This is a genomic window from Pseudomonas rossensis (assembly GCF_039888995.1).
Lineage (GTDB): Bacteria > Pseudomonadota > Gammaproteobacteria > Pseudomonadales > Pseudomonadaceae > Aquipseudomonas > Aquipseudomonas rossensis.
Map to the genome: position 1 here is coordinate 1 of NZ_JBBWCB010000128.1, position 15,136 is coordinate 15,136.

Genomic DNA, 15,136 nt, shown 5'->3' on the forward strand with positions numbered 1-15,136 from the left:
GGAATATGTACGGCTGCTACCCATGAAATTACCGAACACTTACGAAAGAGTAAGCAAACACTTACAGCGAGAGACTACAAACCAGAGGGGTTACGGAGGGAACTCCCAGCCTGTCTCCCAGGCAATAAAAAACCCTGAACCAGTCAGGGCTTTTTAATGCCAGCCAGCAAATTGCTTATTGAAACAGCGACTCGCTCGACAGGCCATTCTTCTCGAGAATCTCCCGAAGACGCTTCAGGCCTTCAACCTGAATCTGTCTGACCCGCTCCCGGGTCAGGCCAATCTCCAGGCCTACATCTTCAAGCGTGCTGCTCTCGTGACCGCGCAGGCCGAAGCGGCGTATCACCACTTCACGTTGCTTGTCGGTCAGCTCCGAGAGCCATTGATCGATGCTCTGGGACAGGTCGTCATCCTGCAACAGTTCACATGGATCGGTTGGACGGTCATCGGTAAGGGTGTCCAGCAGGGTTTTATCCGAATCCGGACCCAGCGAGACGTCGACCGAAGAAACCCGCTCGTTTAGGCCGAGCATGCGCTTGACCTCTCCCACTGGTTTTTCCAGCAGGTTGGCAATCTCTTCGGGTGAGGGTTCGTGATCGAGTTTTTGCGTCAGCTCCCGTGCAGCCCGCAGGTACACGTTGAGCTCTTTGACCACATGAATCGGCAACCGGATGGTCCGGGTCTGATTCATGATCGCGCGCTCGATGGTCTGACGAATCCACCAGGTCGCGTAGGTCGAAAAGCGGAAGCCGCGCTCGGGGTCGAACTTCTCTACTGCCCGGATAAGACCGAGGTTGCCCTCTTCGATCAGGTCCAGCAGCGACAGGCCACGATTGACGTAACGCCGGGCGATTTTCACCACCAGCCGCAGGTTACTTTCAATCATGCGTTTGCGCCCAGCCGGATCTCCACTTTGCGACAAACGCGCAAAATGAACTTCTTCTTCGGGGGACAGCAGAGGGGAAAAGCCAATCTCATTGAGGTACAGCTGCGTGGCATCGAGTGCACGCGTGTAGTCAATGTACTTGTGTTGCTTTAACGAGGCGGAGTGTTTGGATTTGGCACGAACGGAAGGTGGAGCAGCCCCTTCATCATTCGACATCGAATCCGTAGCGATGCCGGTCTCCATCAGGAGAACCTCATCGTCGATGTCAAACTCCGGCACTTCTTTACTGAGAGCCATTGTTATAGTCCTTTGGTGAGTTCGACCTCAGGCTCAAGCGGCGCCTCTATCCTTGGCAACGCTGGAGCCTGTTCCCTCTACGCGACGGAACAGACTGGAAAGCGATCAACGACGTGGCAGGAATTGCAGCGGATCTACAGGTTTACCTTGTCGGCGAATCTCAAAATGCAGCTTCACCCGGTCTGTACCCGTTGACCCCATTTCGGCAATTGTCTGTCCGACCTTGACCTGCTGCCCCTCCCGAACCAACAGCCTGCGGTTATGTCCGTAGGCACTGACGTAGGTATCGCTGTGTTTGATGATGACTAATTCGCCGTAGCCCCTTAAGCCACTCCCGGCGTATACCACCGTCCCATCAGACGCAGCTAAAACAGGCTGTCCCAAATCCCCGGCGATATCAATTCCTTTATTCAAACTGCCGTTTGAAGAGAATTTTCCAATGAGAATGCCATTAGATGGCCACCCCCAGCCGGTCGGGGCCGGACCGGCAGGAGGCATCGGAGCAGGGGTCGACTTGCTGGCGACGGACGGTCCAACCACTGCTGTGCTGGTGGTTGCGCCATTCGCCTGGCGCCGGATAACCGTGGTTTTCAGCGACGAAGAAGGCGTTGAATCTATGGAGCTGGCCACCGGCGTCGGCGTTGAACCGGTGCGACCGTCAAAGCGAATCGTCTGACCCGGATGGATCGTGTAAGGCGTAGGAATGTTGTTGCGTGCCGCGAGGGCTTTGTAGTCCCAGCCGTAGCGAAATGCGATGGAGAACAAGGTGTCTTTAGGTCGGACGACGTATTGACCCGTGGTCACTGCCGGACGCTGGGCGACGGCGTTGTTGCGATCGACGATGCGTACATCGCTCGATTTGTTGCTGGAGCAACCGACCAGCAAGGTGCTCAAGACAAGGCCAGTCACCAGGCGCTGAAAGCTCGTTTTACCCATTCGCTGCGCAATGACTGTGAGACTCACCCGCCGCTCCCTTTGTGGTGGCTGAAAATGTGGATTGCCGTGTTCCGGCATTGAAATGTCGCAAGTATAACGAGCCGTGCAGGCTTTACCTTTAATGAAGCGAAATGACTTCGCGCACACGTTTGCTGCCTGACGATGAATCCCGTTTAACTGATCGATGCCGCTGTAAGACAGGAGCAATCGAAGAGAATTCAGCGCGCTGAAACAAATGCTCAGGCGAGCGGCCCATTGAGTAACGGGACGAAGCGAACAGCCCCCAGAACACGCCTGGAAAAGCCCTGCTCTTCCCGGATGATCAGCATCAATTGTTGAACCTCACCCGATCCGACCGGGATCACCAGCCGCCCTCCCGGCGCCAATTGATCAAGCAGCGCCTGAGGTACATCGGTCGCCACCGCGGTCACGATAATGCCGTTGTACGGCGCCAGCGCCGGCCAGCCTTCCCAACCATCGCCCCAGCGGAACACCACGTTGCGCAGGTTCAGCTCCACCAGGCGTTCCTTGGCCCGATCCTGCAAAACCTTGATGCGCTCGACGGAAAATACCCGCTCGACCAGTTGCGACAGCACCGCCGTCTGATAGCCCGAGCCGGTGCCGATTTCCATCACCTTGTCGAGAGGACCTGCCTCCAGCAGCAACTCGCTCATGCGAGCCACCATATAAGGCTGCGAGATGGTCTGGTTATTGCCGATCGGCAGCGCCGTGTCTTCGTAGGCACGGTGAGCCAGCGCCTCGTCGACGAACAGGTGACGCGGTGTACGGCGAATGACTTCCAGCACCTTGGCGTTGGAAATTCCCTCTTCATACAGGCGCTGAATAAGGCGCTCACGGGTCCGTTGTGAGGTCATCCCGATGCCACGACGCAGAATATCGTCTTGTTCACGAGCCATTAGTTCAGCCCCTCCAGCCAGCCATCGAGACTTCTGAAGGCATCATTAAAGGTGCGATCCAGTTGCAGTGGGGTGATTGAAACATAGCCTTGCATCACCGCATGAAAATCGGTGCCCGGGCCACCGTCTTCGGCATCCCCCGCCGCCGCAATCCAGTAACCGGATTTACCGCGCGGATCGACCACTTTCATCGGCGCTGCAGCACGAGCGCGATGTCCGAGGCGGGTCAGCTGAATACCGCGGATGTGGTCCAGCGGCAAATTGGGAATGTTCACGTTCAGTACCGTACGCGGTGGCAGTTCAAGGTCCGCGTGAGCCTCTACCAGTTTGCGCGCAAAGTACGCGGCGGTGGGAAGGTTCTCCACTTGCCGTGAGACCAACGAAAAGGCAAACGAAGGACGCGCCAGGAAACGTCCCTCAAGGGCCGCCGCCACGGTGCCGGAATACAACACGTCATCACCCAGGTTGGCGCCCAGGTTGATGCCCGAAACCACCATGTCCGGCTCGCGCTCCAGCAAGCCATTGAGGCCCAGGTGCACGCAATCGGTCGGTGTGCCATTGAGGCTGATAAAGCCGTTGACCAGGGTTTGCGGGTGTAACGGACGGTCGAGCGTCAGCGAGCTGCTGGCGCCGCTTTTGTCTTGGTCCGGGGCGATAACCACGCATTCGGTGTAATCCGCCAGCGCAGCATAAAGCGCGGCGAGTCCGGGTGCGGTTACCCCATCGTCGTTAGAAATCAGAATACGCATGGGCTGTCCGTCTGCCCCACCGGCACCAGATCAACGAGCTCGCGCACCAATACGGTGGCGAAGCATCCGGCCGGGAGGACGAATTCCAGTTGCAGAATGTCAGGCTCGGGATAATGCCACGTCAACCCACCAATGGGCAGCCGCAGGATGCGACGTTCGTGGCTCATACCGGCGTTAATCAACCAATCACGCAAGTCTGCTTCGCGAGTGGCGATTGCCTGCTCCAGTTCATGGACAGCGCCAGTGGCCGGCGAGTCACCTTCGCCCCACTGCGGACCGGTCGGGTGCAGATCGAGAATCGCCAGACGCGGGTCGCTGCACTCGGCTTCACCTGCCGGAAAGAAGCTGCGGCTGTCGGTGAAGGCCAGCAGATCGCCGACCTGAGCACACTGCCAGCTGCCATCGGCGACACGCGCCGCCAACACCTGATTAAACAGAAAACTGCGCGCCGTAGAGAGCAGACGCGAACGCACGTTGCGCTGTTCCGGCAACGCTTTACGCGCCGCCCATGCACGGGCATCGACCACGTTGCCGCCGTCAAATCCGAAACGCTGGGCACCGAAATAATTGGGAATACCTTGCTTGGCGATCAGTTGCAGACGCTCCTCGATCGCCGCTTTGTCGCCAGCGAATTGCGTCAGTCTCAACGTGAAGCCATTGGCTGAGTGAGCACCGCGTTGCAGCTTGCGTTTGTGCCGGCCGGTCTTGAGGATCTTCAGCGTATCGTTTTCTGCCGCCGACAGATCAGGATCGGCCTTGCCCGGCAGCTGCACGCTGAACCACTGGCGAGTCAGCGCCTGACGATCCTTGAGGCCCGCGTAACTGACGGTGCGCAATGGCACGCCCGCCGCCTTGGCGATCCGCCGTGCTGCTTCTTCGGTATTCAGACCGCGCTTTTCCACCCAGATCCACAAGTGTTCACCGTCGCCACTGAGGGGAATATTGAGGACTTCATCGACCTGAAAATCTTCCGCCGTGGCTTTCAATACTGCGGTGCCGAGGGCTTCGCCATAGGCACGTGGGCCGAGCAATTGCAGTTCGTTCATGCGCGCAGCAACAAGGCAACGGAGTGCACGGCAATGCCTTCTTCGCGACCGACAAAGCCGAGCTTTTCGGTGGTGGTAGCTTTCACGTTCACTTGATCCAACTCAACTTGAAGATCCGCGGCAATCAGCGCGCGCATCGATTCGATATGCGGGGCCATTTTCGGCGCCTGGGCGACAATGGTGTTATCGACGTTGCCGACTTTCCAGCCCTTGGCGTGGATCAGTGCGACGACGTGACGCAACAGCACTCGGCTGTCGGCGCCCTTGAATGTCGGGTCGGTGTCCGGAAAATGTTTGCCGATATCACCCAGCGCAGCGGCGCCGAGCAAGGCATCGCTCAAGGCGTGCAGCAGGACGTCACCGTCGGAGTGAGCGAGCAGCCCGAAGCCGTGTGCAATGCGCACGCCGCCCAGAGTAATGAAATCGCCTTCAGCGAAACGGTGCACATCATAGCCGTGGCCAATACGCATAAAAAAACGCCCCGATTTTTGTCAGGGCGTGATTCTACCTGCATTAGGCGCCTAGGGCGCGTGCGTGATGCTGCAAGTGGTCGTCAATGAAGCTGGCGATGAAGAAATAGCTGTGGTCGTAGCCGGGTTGCAAGCGCAACGTCAGCGGATGACCGGCCAGTTTGGCGGCCTGTTGCAAGGCTTCAGGCTTGAGCTGGGTGGCCAGGAAATCGTCGCGATCACCTTGGTCGACCAACAACGGCAACTTCTCGTTCGCTTCGGCAATCAGGACGCAGGCATCCCACTCGCGCCATTTCGACCGGTCTTCCCCCAAGTAGCGGGAAAAGGCTTTCTGCCCCCAAGGGCAATCCATCGGATTGTTGATCGGCGAGAATGCCGACACCGACTGATAACGCTCCGGATTACGCAACGCGCAGACCAGCGCGCCGTGGCCGCCCATGGAATGACCGCTGATGCCGCGCTTGTCCGAGGCCGGGAAATGGGCTTCGACCAATGCAGGCAATTCCTGCACGACATAGTCATGCATCCGATAGTGTCGCGACCAGGGTTCCTGCGTGGCATTCAGATAAAACCCGGCACCGAGACCGAAGTCCCAGGCGCCATCCGGATCACCCGGCACATCAGGACCGCGAGGGCTGGTGTCCGGGGCAACGATGATCAGCCCCAGCTCGGCGGCCATGCGCATGGCGCCGGCCTTTTGCATGAAGTTTTCGTCGGTGCAGGTCAGGCCGGACAACCAGTACAGCACCGGCAACTTGCCGCCCTGCTCCGCTTGCGGCGGCAGGTACACGGCAAACACCATGTCGCAGCCGAGCACATCGGAGCGGTGCCGATAGCGTTTGTGCCAGCCGCCGAAGCTCTTCTGGCAGGAGATATTTTCCAGGCTCATGACCGACCTCAGAAATGGATGACGGAACGGATGCTCTTGCCTTCATGCATCAGGTCGAACGCCTTGTTGATATCTTCCAGGCCCATGGTGTGGGTGATGAAAGTATCCAGCGGGATCTCGCCGGTTTCGGCCATCTCGACATAGCTCGGCAACTCGGTACGGCCACGCACACCGCCGAACGCCGAACCGCGCCAAACGCGACCGGTCACCAGCTGGAATGGACGCGTGGAGATTTCCTGGCCGGCACCGGCCACACCGATGATGACCGACTCGCCCCAACCCTTGTGGCAGCACTCAAGTGCGGCACGCATCAATTGGACATTGCCGATGCATTCGAAGGAAAAGTCGACGCCGCCATCGGTCATGTCGACGATGACTTCCTGAATGGGACGATCGAAGTCTTTCGGGTTCACACAATCGGTTGCACCCAACTGCTTGGCGATCTCGAATTTGGCCGGGTTGATGTCGATGGCGATGATCCGCGCAGCCTTGGCTTTGACGGCGCCGATCACCGCCGACAGACCAATGCCGCCGAGGCCGAAAATGGCGACGGTATCACCTGGTTTTACCTTGGCGGTATTAAGAACTGCACCGATGCCGGTGGTGACACCGCAGCCCAGCAGGCAGACTTTTTCCAGTGGTGCTTCTTTTGGAATTTTGGCGACGGAGATTTCCGGCAGCACGGTGTACTCGGAGAACGTCGACGTCCCCATGTAGTGGAAAATTGGTTGGCCTTTGTAGGAAAAGCGCGAAGTGCCATCTGGCATCAGGCCTTTACCCTGAGTCGCGCGAATCGCCTGACACAGGTTGGTTTTGCCCGACAGACAGAATTTGCACTGGCGGCATTCCGGGGTGTACAGCGGGATCACATGATCGCCGACAGCAACGGAGGTCACGCCCTCACCGATCGCCTCAACCACCGCGCCACCTTCGTGACCGAGGATCGACGGGAAGATACCTTCCGGGTCCGCGCCCGACAGCGTGTAGGCATCGGTATGGCAGACACCGGAGGCAACCACACGCAGCAGGACTTCACCGGCCTTTGGCATGGCGACATCGACTTCAACGATCTCGAGGGGTTTCTTGGCCTCGAAGGCAACGGCAGCGCGCGACTTGATCATGTGGACTCTCCAGTGAATAAAAACGAGACAGGGAGTGTAATACACCGCCTGACGGTGAATAATCCGGACAAAAGCAAAACATTATTGCCATACAGGGATAATCCTTGATATCCGAAAACCGGTGGGAAGGTATCGACGAGTTCGTCGCCGTGGCCGAGTGCAGCCAGTTCACGGCTGCCGCGGAACGCCTCGGGGTTTCGTCCTCCCACATCAGTCGACAAATAGTACGCCTCGAAGAGCGACTTCAGACGCGACTGCTTTATCGCAGCACCCGCCGGGTCACGCTGACCGAAGCAGGGCAAACCTTTCTGCAACATTGCCAGCGCCTACAGGATGGTCGCGAAGAAGCACTGCGAGCGGTGGGCGACCTGACTAGCGAACCCAAAGGCATGTTGCGCATGACCTGCGCCGTAGCGTACGGCGAGCGCTTTATCGTGCCGCTGGTAACGCGTTTCATGGGGCTCTATCCGCAACTGCGGATCGACATCGAACTGAGCAATCGTCAACTCGACCTCGTGCACGAAGGCCTGGACCTGGCGATCCGTCTCGGTCGCCTGCAGGACTCGCGGCTGGTAGCGACACGTCTGGCGCCACGACGCATGTACCTGTGCGCATCGCCGTCCTATCTGGAACGCTACGGCCGCCCGCATAGCTTGTCGGAACTGAGCCGGCATAATTGCCTGATCGGCAGCTCTGACCTCTGGCAACTTGAACAGAACGGGCGGGAATTTTCCCAACGAGTGCAGGGAAACTGGCGCTGCAACAGTGGGCAAGCGGTGCTGGATGCGGCGCTACAGGGCGTGGGTTTGTGTCAGCTGCCGGACTATTACGTCCTGGAGCACCTGAAAAACGGCGAACTGATTTCGCTGCTCGATGCGCATCAACCGCCCAACACGGCCGTTTGGGCGCTTTATCCACAGCAACGGCATCTGTCGCCCAAGGTGCGCAAGTTGGTGGATTATTTGAAGGAGGGGTTGGCGTTGAGGCCGGAGTACAGCGTTTGAAGATCAAAAGATCGCAGCCTCGTTTCACTCGACAGCTCCTACATTGCCTGCGTTCACCGCAATGTGTAGGAGCTGTCGAGTGAAACGAGGCTGCGATCTTTTAACGGCGGTTAGCCCAACGCTGACGAAGCCATTCCAGGTCTTCAGGGCGCGTGACCTTGAGGTTGTCCGACCGACCTTCAATCAACCGCGGCGCCAGACCCGCCCACTCCATCGCCGAAGCTTCGTCAGTGATAACTGCATCGGCCACCAGACTGTCCGCCAACGCTCGATGCAACGCGCCAAGTCGAAACATTTGCGGCGTATAGGCTTGCCAGATCACACTGCGATCCACGGTTTCAATCACGCGACCGTGCTTGTCCACCCGCTTGAGGGTATCGCGTGCCGGAACCGCCAGCAGTCCGCCAACCGGATCATCTGCGAGTTCACCCAGCAACTTGTCCAGATCATCACGGCTCAGATTCGGCCGCGCGGCATCGTGAACCAGTACCCAATCCTCATCGTCAGCGCCTTGTGCATGCAAATGCAGCAACGCATTGAGCACCGACCCGGAACGCTCGGAGCCGCCTTCAACCCGCTGAATTCGCGGATCGAAAGCACACGCCAGGTTCGGCCAATAAGGATCATCAACAGCAAGACTGACCACCAACCCTTTCAGGGAAGGATGATCAAGGAAACAGCCGAGGCTGTGTTCGAGAATAGTGCGCCCGCCCAGCTGCAAGTATTGCTTGGGACGGTCCGCGGCCATACGGGCACCGACGCCCGCGGCAGGAATTACAGCCCAGAAGGCCGGTAACGAGGGATTCATTGAGCCAACTGGTAAAGGGTTTCACCGTCCTTGACCATGCCCAACTCATGACGAGCCCGCTCTTCAACGGTCTCCATGCCCTTTTTCAATTCACTGACTTCAGCGTCCATCACCCGATTGCGCTCAAGCAGCCCCTCGTTCTCAGCGTGTTGATCTGCGATCTGCTGAGTCAGTTCGGCCACTTGCGCCAGACTGCCATTACCCACCCACAGGCGGTATTGCAGGCCAGCCAGCAGCAGGAGCAAAACGAGGAACAACCAATTGGGACTGCGCATCGAATATCAGGTATCCAGTGAAAAAAGACAGCCATGCCAAAACTTTGAAGCTTCTGATAGCACGAAGCCTGGAAGACCCAGGCTTGTGCTTATAAGGCATCAGATTAGTGGCAAATCCATCGCTGTAGCGATTTTTCCGACACAATCCGGTGTCTTTTACCAGTTAACGATTAACCGCGGAATTCGCTGCGACCGTTGTACTTGGCTTTGCCATTCAACTGCTCTTCGATACGCAGCAGTTGGTTGTACTTGGAAACACGATCGGAACGGCACAGGGAGCCGGTCTTGATCTGGCCAGCCGAAGTGCCCACGGCCAGGTCGGCAATGGTCGAATCTTCGGTTTCGCCGGAGCGGTGCGAGATAACGGCAGTGTAACCAGCGGCCTTGGCCATCTGGATGGCTTCCAGGGTTTCGGTCAGGGTGCCGATCTGGTTGAACTTGATCAGGATCGAGTTGGCGATCTTTTTATCGATGCCTTCTTTCAGGATCTTGGTGTTGGTCACGAACAGGTCGTCGCCTACCAGTTGGACTTTCTCGCCGATCTTGTCGGTGAGGATTTTCCAGCCAGCCCAGTCGGACTCGTCCAGACCGTCTTCGATCGAGATGATCGGGTAACGCTCGGTCAGGCCTTTCAGGTAGTCAGCGAAACCTTCAGCGGTGAACACCTGGCCTTCGCCGGACAGGTTGTATTTACCGTCTTCGTAGAATTCGCTGGCAGCGCAGTCCAGTGCCAGGGTCACGTCGGTGCCCAGTTTGTAACCGGCATTGGCCACGGCTTCGGAGATCACTTTCAAAGCGTCTTCGTTGGAGGCCAGGTTCGGTGCGAAACCACCTTCGTCACCCACAGCAGTGCTCAGGCCACGGGCCTTCAGAACGGCTTTGAGGTGATGGAAAATCTCGGTGCCCATGCGCAGACCTTCCGAGAAAGACTTGGCGCCTACTGGCTGAACCATGAACTCCTGGATGTCGACGTTGTTATCGGCGTGTTCGCCACCGTTGATGATGTTCATCATCGGAACCGGCATCGAGTAAACACCCGGGGTGCCGTTCAGGTTGGCGATGTGAGCGTACAGCGGCAGGTCCTGGTCCTGTGCGGCGGCCTTGGCGGCTGCCAGGGAAACGGCGAGGATCGCGTTGGCGCCCAGAGAACCTTTGTTTTCAGTGCCGTCGAGCTTGATCATCGCGTGATCCAGCGCTTTCTGGTCGCTTGGATCTGCACCTTTCAACAGGTCGCGGATCGGACCGTTGATGTTGGCGACGGCTTTGAGTACGCCCTTGCCCAGGTAACGGCTCTTGTCGCCATCACGCAGCTCGAGCGCTTCACGCGAGCCAGTGGAAGCACCGGACGGCGCGCAAGCACTGCCGATGATGCCGTTATCGAGAAGCACATCCGCTTCCACGGTGGGGTTGCCACGGGAGTCGAGAACTTCACGACCTTTGATGTCGACGATTTTTGCCATTGTTGTAAACACTCCAAAGTTGACGAAAACGACGCAGCTGAAGGAAATCTTGTATCGCCGGCAAGTAATGTGCAGCGGGCAGACTTGCGGACGATAAGGCCCAGACCCGAGGGCCTGAGCATTAATTCGTGCGGTACTTTACCGGAGAAATGAGGATTACGCGGTTTCTACCGTCGGAAAACTCTTCACCAGTTCGTCCAAAGCTTTGAGCTGGGCCAGGAATGGCTCCAGTTTGTCCAGACGCAAGGCGCAAGGGCCGTCGCATTTGGCGTTGTCCGGGTCCGGGTGGGCCTCAAGGAACAGGCCGGCCAAAGACTGGCTCATACCGGCTTTCGCCAGGTCGGTGACCTGGGCGCGGCGACCGCCGGCGGAATCGGAACGACCGCCGGGCATTTGCAGCGCGTGTGTCACGTCGAAGAACACCGGGTACTCGAACTGCTTCATGATGCCGAAGCCGAGCATGTCGACGACCAGGTTGTTGTAACCGAAGCTCGAACCGCGTTCGCAGAGGATCAACTGATCGTTACCCGCTTCCACGCATTTGCTCAGGATGTGTTTCATTTCCTGAGGTGCGAGGAACTGGGCTTTCTTGATGTTGATCACCGCACCGGTCTTGGCCATCGCGACCACAAGGTCGGTCTGGCGCGACAAGAAGGCCGGCAGCTGGATGATATCGCAGACTTCAGCGACGACCGCGGCCTGATCAGGCTCGTGGACGTCAGTGATGATCGGCACGCCGAACGCTTGCTTGATGTCCTGAAAAATCCGCATGCCCTCTTCCAGGCCGGGGCCACGGTAAGAGGTCACGGAGGAACGGTTGGCCTTGTCGAAGCTGGCCTTGAACACGTAAGGGATACCGAGTTTCTCGGTGACCTTTACGTATTCCTCGCAGACCTGCATCGCCATGTCACGGCTTTCCAGCACGTTCATGCCACCGAAAAGCACCATTGGCTTGTCGTTGGCAATCTCGATATCGCCTACGCGGATGATCTTCTGGGCCATCGGATTTACGCCTTCTTCTGGTGTTGAACCAAAGCTGCTTTAACGAAACCGCTGAACAACGGGTGACCGTCGCGTGGTGTCGAGGTGAACTCAGGGTGGAACTGGCAAGCGACGAACCATGGATGATCCGGGGCTTCAACCACTTCTACCAGGGCGCCATCACCGGAACGACCGGTGATTTTCAGACCGGCTTCCATGATTTGCGGCAGCAGGTTGTTGTTCACTTCGTAGCGGTGACGGTGACGCTCGACGATCACGTCCTTGGCGTAGCAATCATGCACCAGGGAACCCGACTCCAGCAGGCAATCCTGAGCGCCGAGGCGCATGGTGCCGCCCAGATCGGACGTTTCGGTACGGGTTTCGACGGCGCCGGTGGCATCTTCCCACTCGGTGATCAGTCCCACGACCGGGTGACCGCTTGCACGATCGAACTCGGTGGAGTTGGCGTCTTTCCAGCCCAGCACGTTACGAGCGAACTCGATCACGGCCACTTGCATGCCCAGGCAGATGCCCAGGTACGGAACCTTGTTTTCGCGAGCGTATTGAACGGCAGTGATCTTGCCTTCCACGCCACGCAGACCGAAGCCGCCAGGTACCAGAATCGCGTCGACACCTTCCAGCAGCGCAGTGCCCTGGTTTTCGATGTCTTCGGAGTCGATGTAGCGCAGGTTGACCTTGGTGCGGTTGCTGATGCCGGCGTGACTCATCGCTTCGATCAGCGACTTGTAGGCGTCCAGCAATTCCATGTACTTGCCGACCATCGCGATGGTGACTTCATGCTCAGGGTTGAGCTTGGCGTCGACCACGGCTTCCCACTCGGACAGATCGGCACCGCCACATTGCAGGCCGAAACGCTCGACAACGAAATCATCCAGGCCCTGGGCGTGCAGGATGCCCGGGATCTTGTAGATGGTGTCGGCGTCTTCCAGCGCAATCACCGCACGTTCTTCAACGTTGGTGAACTGAGCGATCTTGCGACGCGAGGAGATGTCGATCGGGTGATCGGAACGGCAGACCAGCACGTCAGGCTGCAGGCCGATGGAACGCAGTTCCTTGACCGAGTGCTGGGTTGGCTTGGTTTTGGTTTCGCCGGCAGTGGCGATGTACGGCACCAGTGTCAGGTGCATCAGCATCGCGCGCTTGGCGCCGACTTCGAAACGCAATTGACGGATGGCTTCGAGGAAAGGCTGGGATTCGATGTCACCCACGGTGCCACCGATCTCGACCATGGCCACGTCAGCATCGCCGGCGCCCTTGATGATCCGGCGCTTGATTTCGTCGGTGATGTGCGGGATCACCTGAATGGTGGCGCCCAGGTAATCACCACGGCGCTCTTTGCGCAGGACGTGTTCGTAGACACGGCCGGTGGTGAAGTTGTTGTTCTGGGTCATGGTCGTGCGGATGAACCGCTCGTAGTGGCCCAGGTCCAGGTCGGTCTCGGCGCCGTCGTGGGTGACGAACACTTCACCGTGCTGGAACGGGCTCATGGTGCCCGGGTCAACGTTGATGTACGGGTCCAGCTTCAGCATGGTGACCTTAAGTCCCCGCGCCTCCAGGATGGCCGCCAATGAAGCCGATGCGATGCCTTTCCCCAATGAAGAAACAACACCGCCCGTGACGAATATGTAGCGCGTCATGAAAAACCCTAGAAGTCTGCGTTAAAGCGGTCCGAGCCGCCGGGGAAAGCGAAGGAAGGCCGAAGCCCCCGATCACCTGCATTAATCACAGTGCACCTTTCAAAAAAACCGCCGCGTTGGGACAGACCGGAAGATGAAACACCGGTACGTTGCTCGCTACACATTTTTTGGAATCGCCCAGCAAAGACTGCTTGGTAATCGGCAACTCCTGCAATTCAGGCGAATCCACAGAAGTTGTATCAAGAAGGGAGCGTAGTCTACCGGAAAGCCCCTTTCAGCTCAAACCTTGATCTTCGGTCGGCGGCTGCCAATGCAAATTCCAACGGTCCTTTACACTGCCGCCCAAGCCCCGCAGGTTGGCCACCGCCAGCAATTGCTCGTCTCGGTAGAGCAGCGGCAATCTGCCACGGGCGAAACCCGGCACGCCGCTTTCATTGAGCAATCGCTTCAGATCGCGATGGCCGCGACCGGGCAGATTCATCACCTCACCTCCCTCACGATAGCGGATATGCAGCGGACCATCGGGGATTTGGCCGGTAAGTGTGATCACACCGTTGTCCGGCAACACCAGCGATAGCGAGGGATCAGGCCAGATTCCAACGACTGGCGGCGTGCGCAACCAGCTACCGGACAACCACCAGATGCGCCCTCCCGCCCGATGCAGTTCGCCATCCGCCAGCCGCCAGATCGGGCAGGCATCGCCGGTGGCATCACGTAAATTCTCCCAACCCGACCAATGGTCACTGTCCGGCAGTCGCGTCAGCTGTTCGAGCCAATGACTTAAGGCATTACGCTGACGAGCAGCAGACAGCCTTTCCAATGCCCCCAGTTCCAGGGACGGCAATCCCAGCCAATCAAAATCATTGGCAATGCTGGCGTCAGTCAGGTCGATTTGCGCAAGCTCATCGAGCAATCCCTGCGCTTCACTCAAATGTGCAGCGCTGCGGGCCATGGTCGTTACCGCTTGCGGCCAGCGCTTGGTCAATACCGGGAACACCTGATGGCGAAGGTAATTTCGCGAGAATTGCCGATCCTGGTTCGATGGGTCTTCAATCCAGCTCAGCCGATGCTCCGCCGCATAGGCTTCAAGTTCAGCCCGAGTGGCATCGAGCAATGGCCGCAGCAGCTGCCCTTTACCGAGTGGGCGCTGGCGTGGCATCCCCGACAATCCCCTCACCCCTGCCCCACGCAACAGCCGGAATAACAACGTTTCCGCCTGATCGTCACGGTGCTGGGCAGTCATCAACACTTCATTGGCCTGAGTCGCCTCGATGAACGCGGCATATCGCGCATCCCGGGCAGCACGCTCAAGGCTGGCGCCGGGTTGAACCTGCACGCGAACAACCTGCAGCGGCACACCCAACGCATCACAGACCGACTGACAATGGTCCGGCCACGCATCAGCCGCAGCCTGAAGGCCGTGATGAACATGGATGGCGCTTAGCGCCGGCAGGGCGTCGGTTTTCGCGAGGTGTACGAGAAGGTGCAGCAGAACGGTGGAGTCGAGACCACCGGAGAAGGCGATGCGCCAGGTTGTGGCGGTGCGCCAGGGGCTCAGGTTTAGCAGGAACCTGGCAGACAGATCGATATTGGAAGGACTCATAGAGATCGATCATTCCACATAAATCCCCTGTAGGAG

The 15,136-nt window shown here is 58.3% G+C and carries 15 protein-coding genes; 1 reads left to right on the top strand and 14 read right to left on the bottom strand.

Going from position 1 to position 15,136, the window contains the following annotated elements; translation table 11 throughout:
- Window positions 1-175: 175 nt before the first annotated feature.
- The 8 genes from rpoS to WLY71_RS24685 all read right to left on the bottom strand — a co-directional run bounded on the left by rpoS (window position 176) and on the right by WLY71_RS24685 (window position 7,311).
- Complete coding sequence (gene rpoS / locus WLY71_RS24650) at window positions 176-1,183, bottom strand: RNA polymerase sigma factor RpoS (RefSeq protein ID WP_054047143.1); 1,008 nt, start codon at window positions 1,181-1,183, stop codon at window positions 176-178.
- 105 nt (window positions 1,184-1,288) lie between these two features.
- Complete coding sequence (locus tag WLY71_RS24655; RefSeq protein WP_347805635.1) at window positions 1,289-2,146, bottom strand: peptidoglycan DD-metalloendopeptidase family protein; 858 nt, start codon at window positions 2,144-2,146, stop codon at window positions 1,289-1,291.
- 212 nt (window positions 2,147-2,358) lie between these two features.
- Window positions 2,359-2,994, bottom strand: a complete 636-nt coding sequence (locus WLY71_RS24660) for a protein-L-isoaspartate(D-aspartate) O-methyltransferase (protein ID WP_173860469.1) — start codon at window positions 2,992-2,994, stop codon at window positions 2,359-2,361.
- A 41-nt stretch (window positions 2,995-3,035) separates the two neighbouring features.
- On the bottom strand, window positions 3,036-3,785 hold the full coding sequence (gene surE, locus WLY71_RS24665) for a 5'/3'-nucleotidase SurE (RefSeq protein WP_347805631.1): 750 nt from the start codon (window positions 3,783-3,785) through the stop codon (window positions 3,036-3,038).
- A complete protein-coding gene (gene truD, locus WLY71_RS24670; protein ID WP_347805632.1) occupies window positions 3,773-4,831 on the bottom strand; it encodes a tRNA pseudouridine(13) synthase TruD in 1,059 nt (352 codons plus the stop codon). Before truD ends, surE begins: the two co-directional genes overlap by 13 nt.
- Window positions 4,828-5,301: a 2-C-methyl-D-erythritol 2,4-cyclodiphosphate synthase gene (gene ispF, locus WLY71_RS24675; protein ID WP_010462780.1), complete on the bottom strand. Its 474-nt coding sequence runs from the start codon at window positions 5,299-5,301 to the stop codon at window positions 4,828-4,830. Before ispF ends, truD begins: the two co-directional genes overlap by 4 nt.
- A gap of 43 nt (window positions 5,302-5,344) precedes the next feature.
- Complete coding sequence (fghA, locus tag WLY71_RS24680; protein ID WP_134418759.1) at window positions 5,345-6,190, bottom strand: S-formylglutathione hydrolase; 846 nt, start codon at window positions 6,188-6,190, stop codon at window positions 5,345-5,347.
- Between the two features lie 8 nt (window positions 6,191-6,198).
- Complete coding sequence (locus WLY71_RS24685; RefSeq protein WP_033059912.1) at window positions 6,199-7,311, bottom strand: S-(hydroxymethyl)glutathione dehydrogenase/class III alcohol dehydrogenase; 1,113 nt, start codon at window positions 7,309-7,311, stop codon at window positions 6,199-6,201.
- A gap of 107 nt (window positions 7,312-7,418) precedes the next feature.
- On the opposite strand from WLY71_RS24685, the gene WLY71_RS24690 reads away from it, so the two are divergent.
- A complete protein-coding gene (locus WLY71_RS24690; RefSeq protein ID WP_347805636.1) occupies window positions 7,419-8,315 on the top strand; it encodes a LysR family transcriptional regulator in 897 nt (298 codons plus the stop codon).
- A 100-nt stretch (window positions 8,316-8,415) separates the two neighbouring features.
- Here the strand turns inward: WLY71_RS24690 and ispD are convergent, their stop codons facing one another.
- The 6 genes from ispD to tilS all read right to left on the bottom strand — a co-directional run bounded on the left by ispD (window position 8,416) and on the right by tilS (window position 15,100).
- On the bottom strand, window positions 8,416-9,123 hold the full coding sequence (ispD, locus tag WLY71_RS24695) for a 2-C-methyl-D-erythritol 4-phosphate cytidylyltransferase (RefSeq protein WP_347805633.1): 708 nt from the start codon (window positions 9,121-9,123) through the stop codon (window positions 8,416-8,418).
- Window positions 9,120-9,398 carry a cell division protein FtsB gene (gene ftsB / locus WLY71_RS24700; protein ID WP_008028992.1) on the bottom strand — a complete coding sequence of 93 codons (279 nt, stop codon included), beginning with the start codon at window positions 9,396-9,398 and terminating at the stop codon, window positions 9,120-9,122. Before ftsB ends, ispD begins: the two co-directional genes overlap by 4 nt.
- Window positions 9,399-9,568: 170 nt before the next feature.
- Window positions 9,569-10,858: a phosphopyruvate hydratase gene (eno, locus tag WLY71_RS24705; protein WP_033059918.1), complete on the bottom strand. Its 1,290-nt coding sequence runs from the start codon at window positions 10,856-10,858 to the stop codon at window positions 9,569-9,571.
- A gap of 156 nt (window positions 10,859-11,014) precedes the next feature.
- Window positions 11,015-11,860: a 3-deoxy-8-phosphooctulonate synthase gene (gene kdsA / locus WLY71_RS24710; protein ID WP_046054578.1), complete on the bottom strand. Its 846-nt coding sequence runs from the start codon at window positions 11,858-11,860 to the stop codon at window positions 11,015-11,017.
- 5 nt (window positions 11,861-11,865) lie between these two features.
- A complete protein-coding gene (pyrG, locus tag WLY71_RS24715) occupies window positions 11,866-13,497 on the bottom strand; it encodes a CTP synthase (protein ID WP_046046291.1) in 1,632 nt (543 codons plus the stop codon).
- 274 nt (window positions 13,498-13,771) lie between these two features.
- Window positions 13,772-15,100 carry a tRNA lysidine(34) synthetase TilS gene (tilS, locus tag WLY71_RS24720; protein ID WP_347805634.1) on the bottom strand — a complete coding sequence of 443 codons (1,329 nt, stop codon included), beginning with the start codon at window positions 15,098-15,100 and terminating at the stop codon, window positions 13,772-13,774.
- Window positions 15,101-15,136: the final 36 nt, after the last annotated feature.

Coding starts and splice junctions, on each gene's coding strand:
- rpoS (WP_054047143.1), bottom strand. CDS start 1,183: ATGGCTCTCAGTAAAGAAGTGCCGGAGTTTGACATCGACGATGAGGTT.
- WLY71_RS24660 (WP_173860469.1), bottom strand. CDS start 2,994: ATGACCTCACAACGGACCCGTGAGCGCCTTATTCAGCGCCTGTATGAA.
- surE (WP_347805631.1), bottom strand. CDS start 3,785: ATGCGTATTCTGATTTCTAACGACGATGGGGTAACCGCACCCGGACTC.
- truD (WP_347805632.1), bottom strand. CDS start 4,831: ATGAACGAACTGCAATTGCTCGGCCCACGTGCCTATGGCGAAGCCCTC.
- ispF (WP_010462780.1), bottom strand. CDS start 5,301: ATGCGTATTGGCCACGGCTATGATGTGCACCGTTTCGCTGAAGGCGAT.
- fghA (WP_134418759.1), bottom strand. CDS start 6,190: ATGAGCCTGGAAAATATCTCCTGCCAGAAGAGCTTCGGCGGCTGGCAC.
- WLY71_RS24685 (WP_033059912.1), bottom strand. CDS start 7,311: ATGATCAAGTCGCGCGCTGCCGTTGCCTTCGAGGCCAAGAAACCCCTC.
- ispD (WP_347805633.1), bottom strand. CDS start 9,123: ATGAATCCCTCGTTACCGGCCTTCTGGGCTGTAATTCCTGCCGCGGGC.
- ftsB (WP_008028992.1), bottom strand. CDS start 9,398: ATGCGCAGTCCCAATTGGTTGTTCCTCGTTTTGCTCCTGCTGCTGGCT.
- eno (WP_033059918.1), bottom strand. CDS start 10,858: ATGGCAAAAATCGTCGACATCAAAGGTCGTGAAGTTCTCGACTCCCGT.
- kdsA (WP_046054578.1), bottom strand. CDS start 11,860: ATGGCCCAGAAGATCATCCGCGTAGGCGATATCGAGATTGCCAACGAC.
- pyrG (WP_046046291.1), bottom strand. CDS start 13,497: ATGACGCGCTACATATTCGTCACGGGCGGTGTTGTTTCTTCATTGGGG.
- tilS (WP_347805634.1), bottom strand. CDS start 15,100: ATGAGTCCTTCCAATATCGATCTGTCTGCCAGGTTCCTGCTAAACCTG.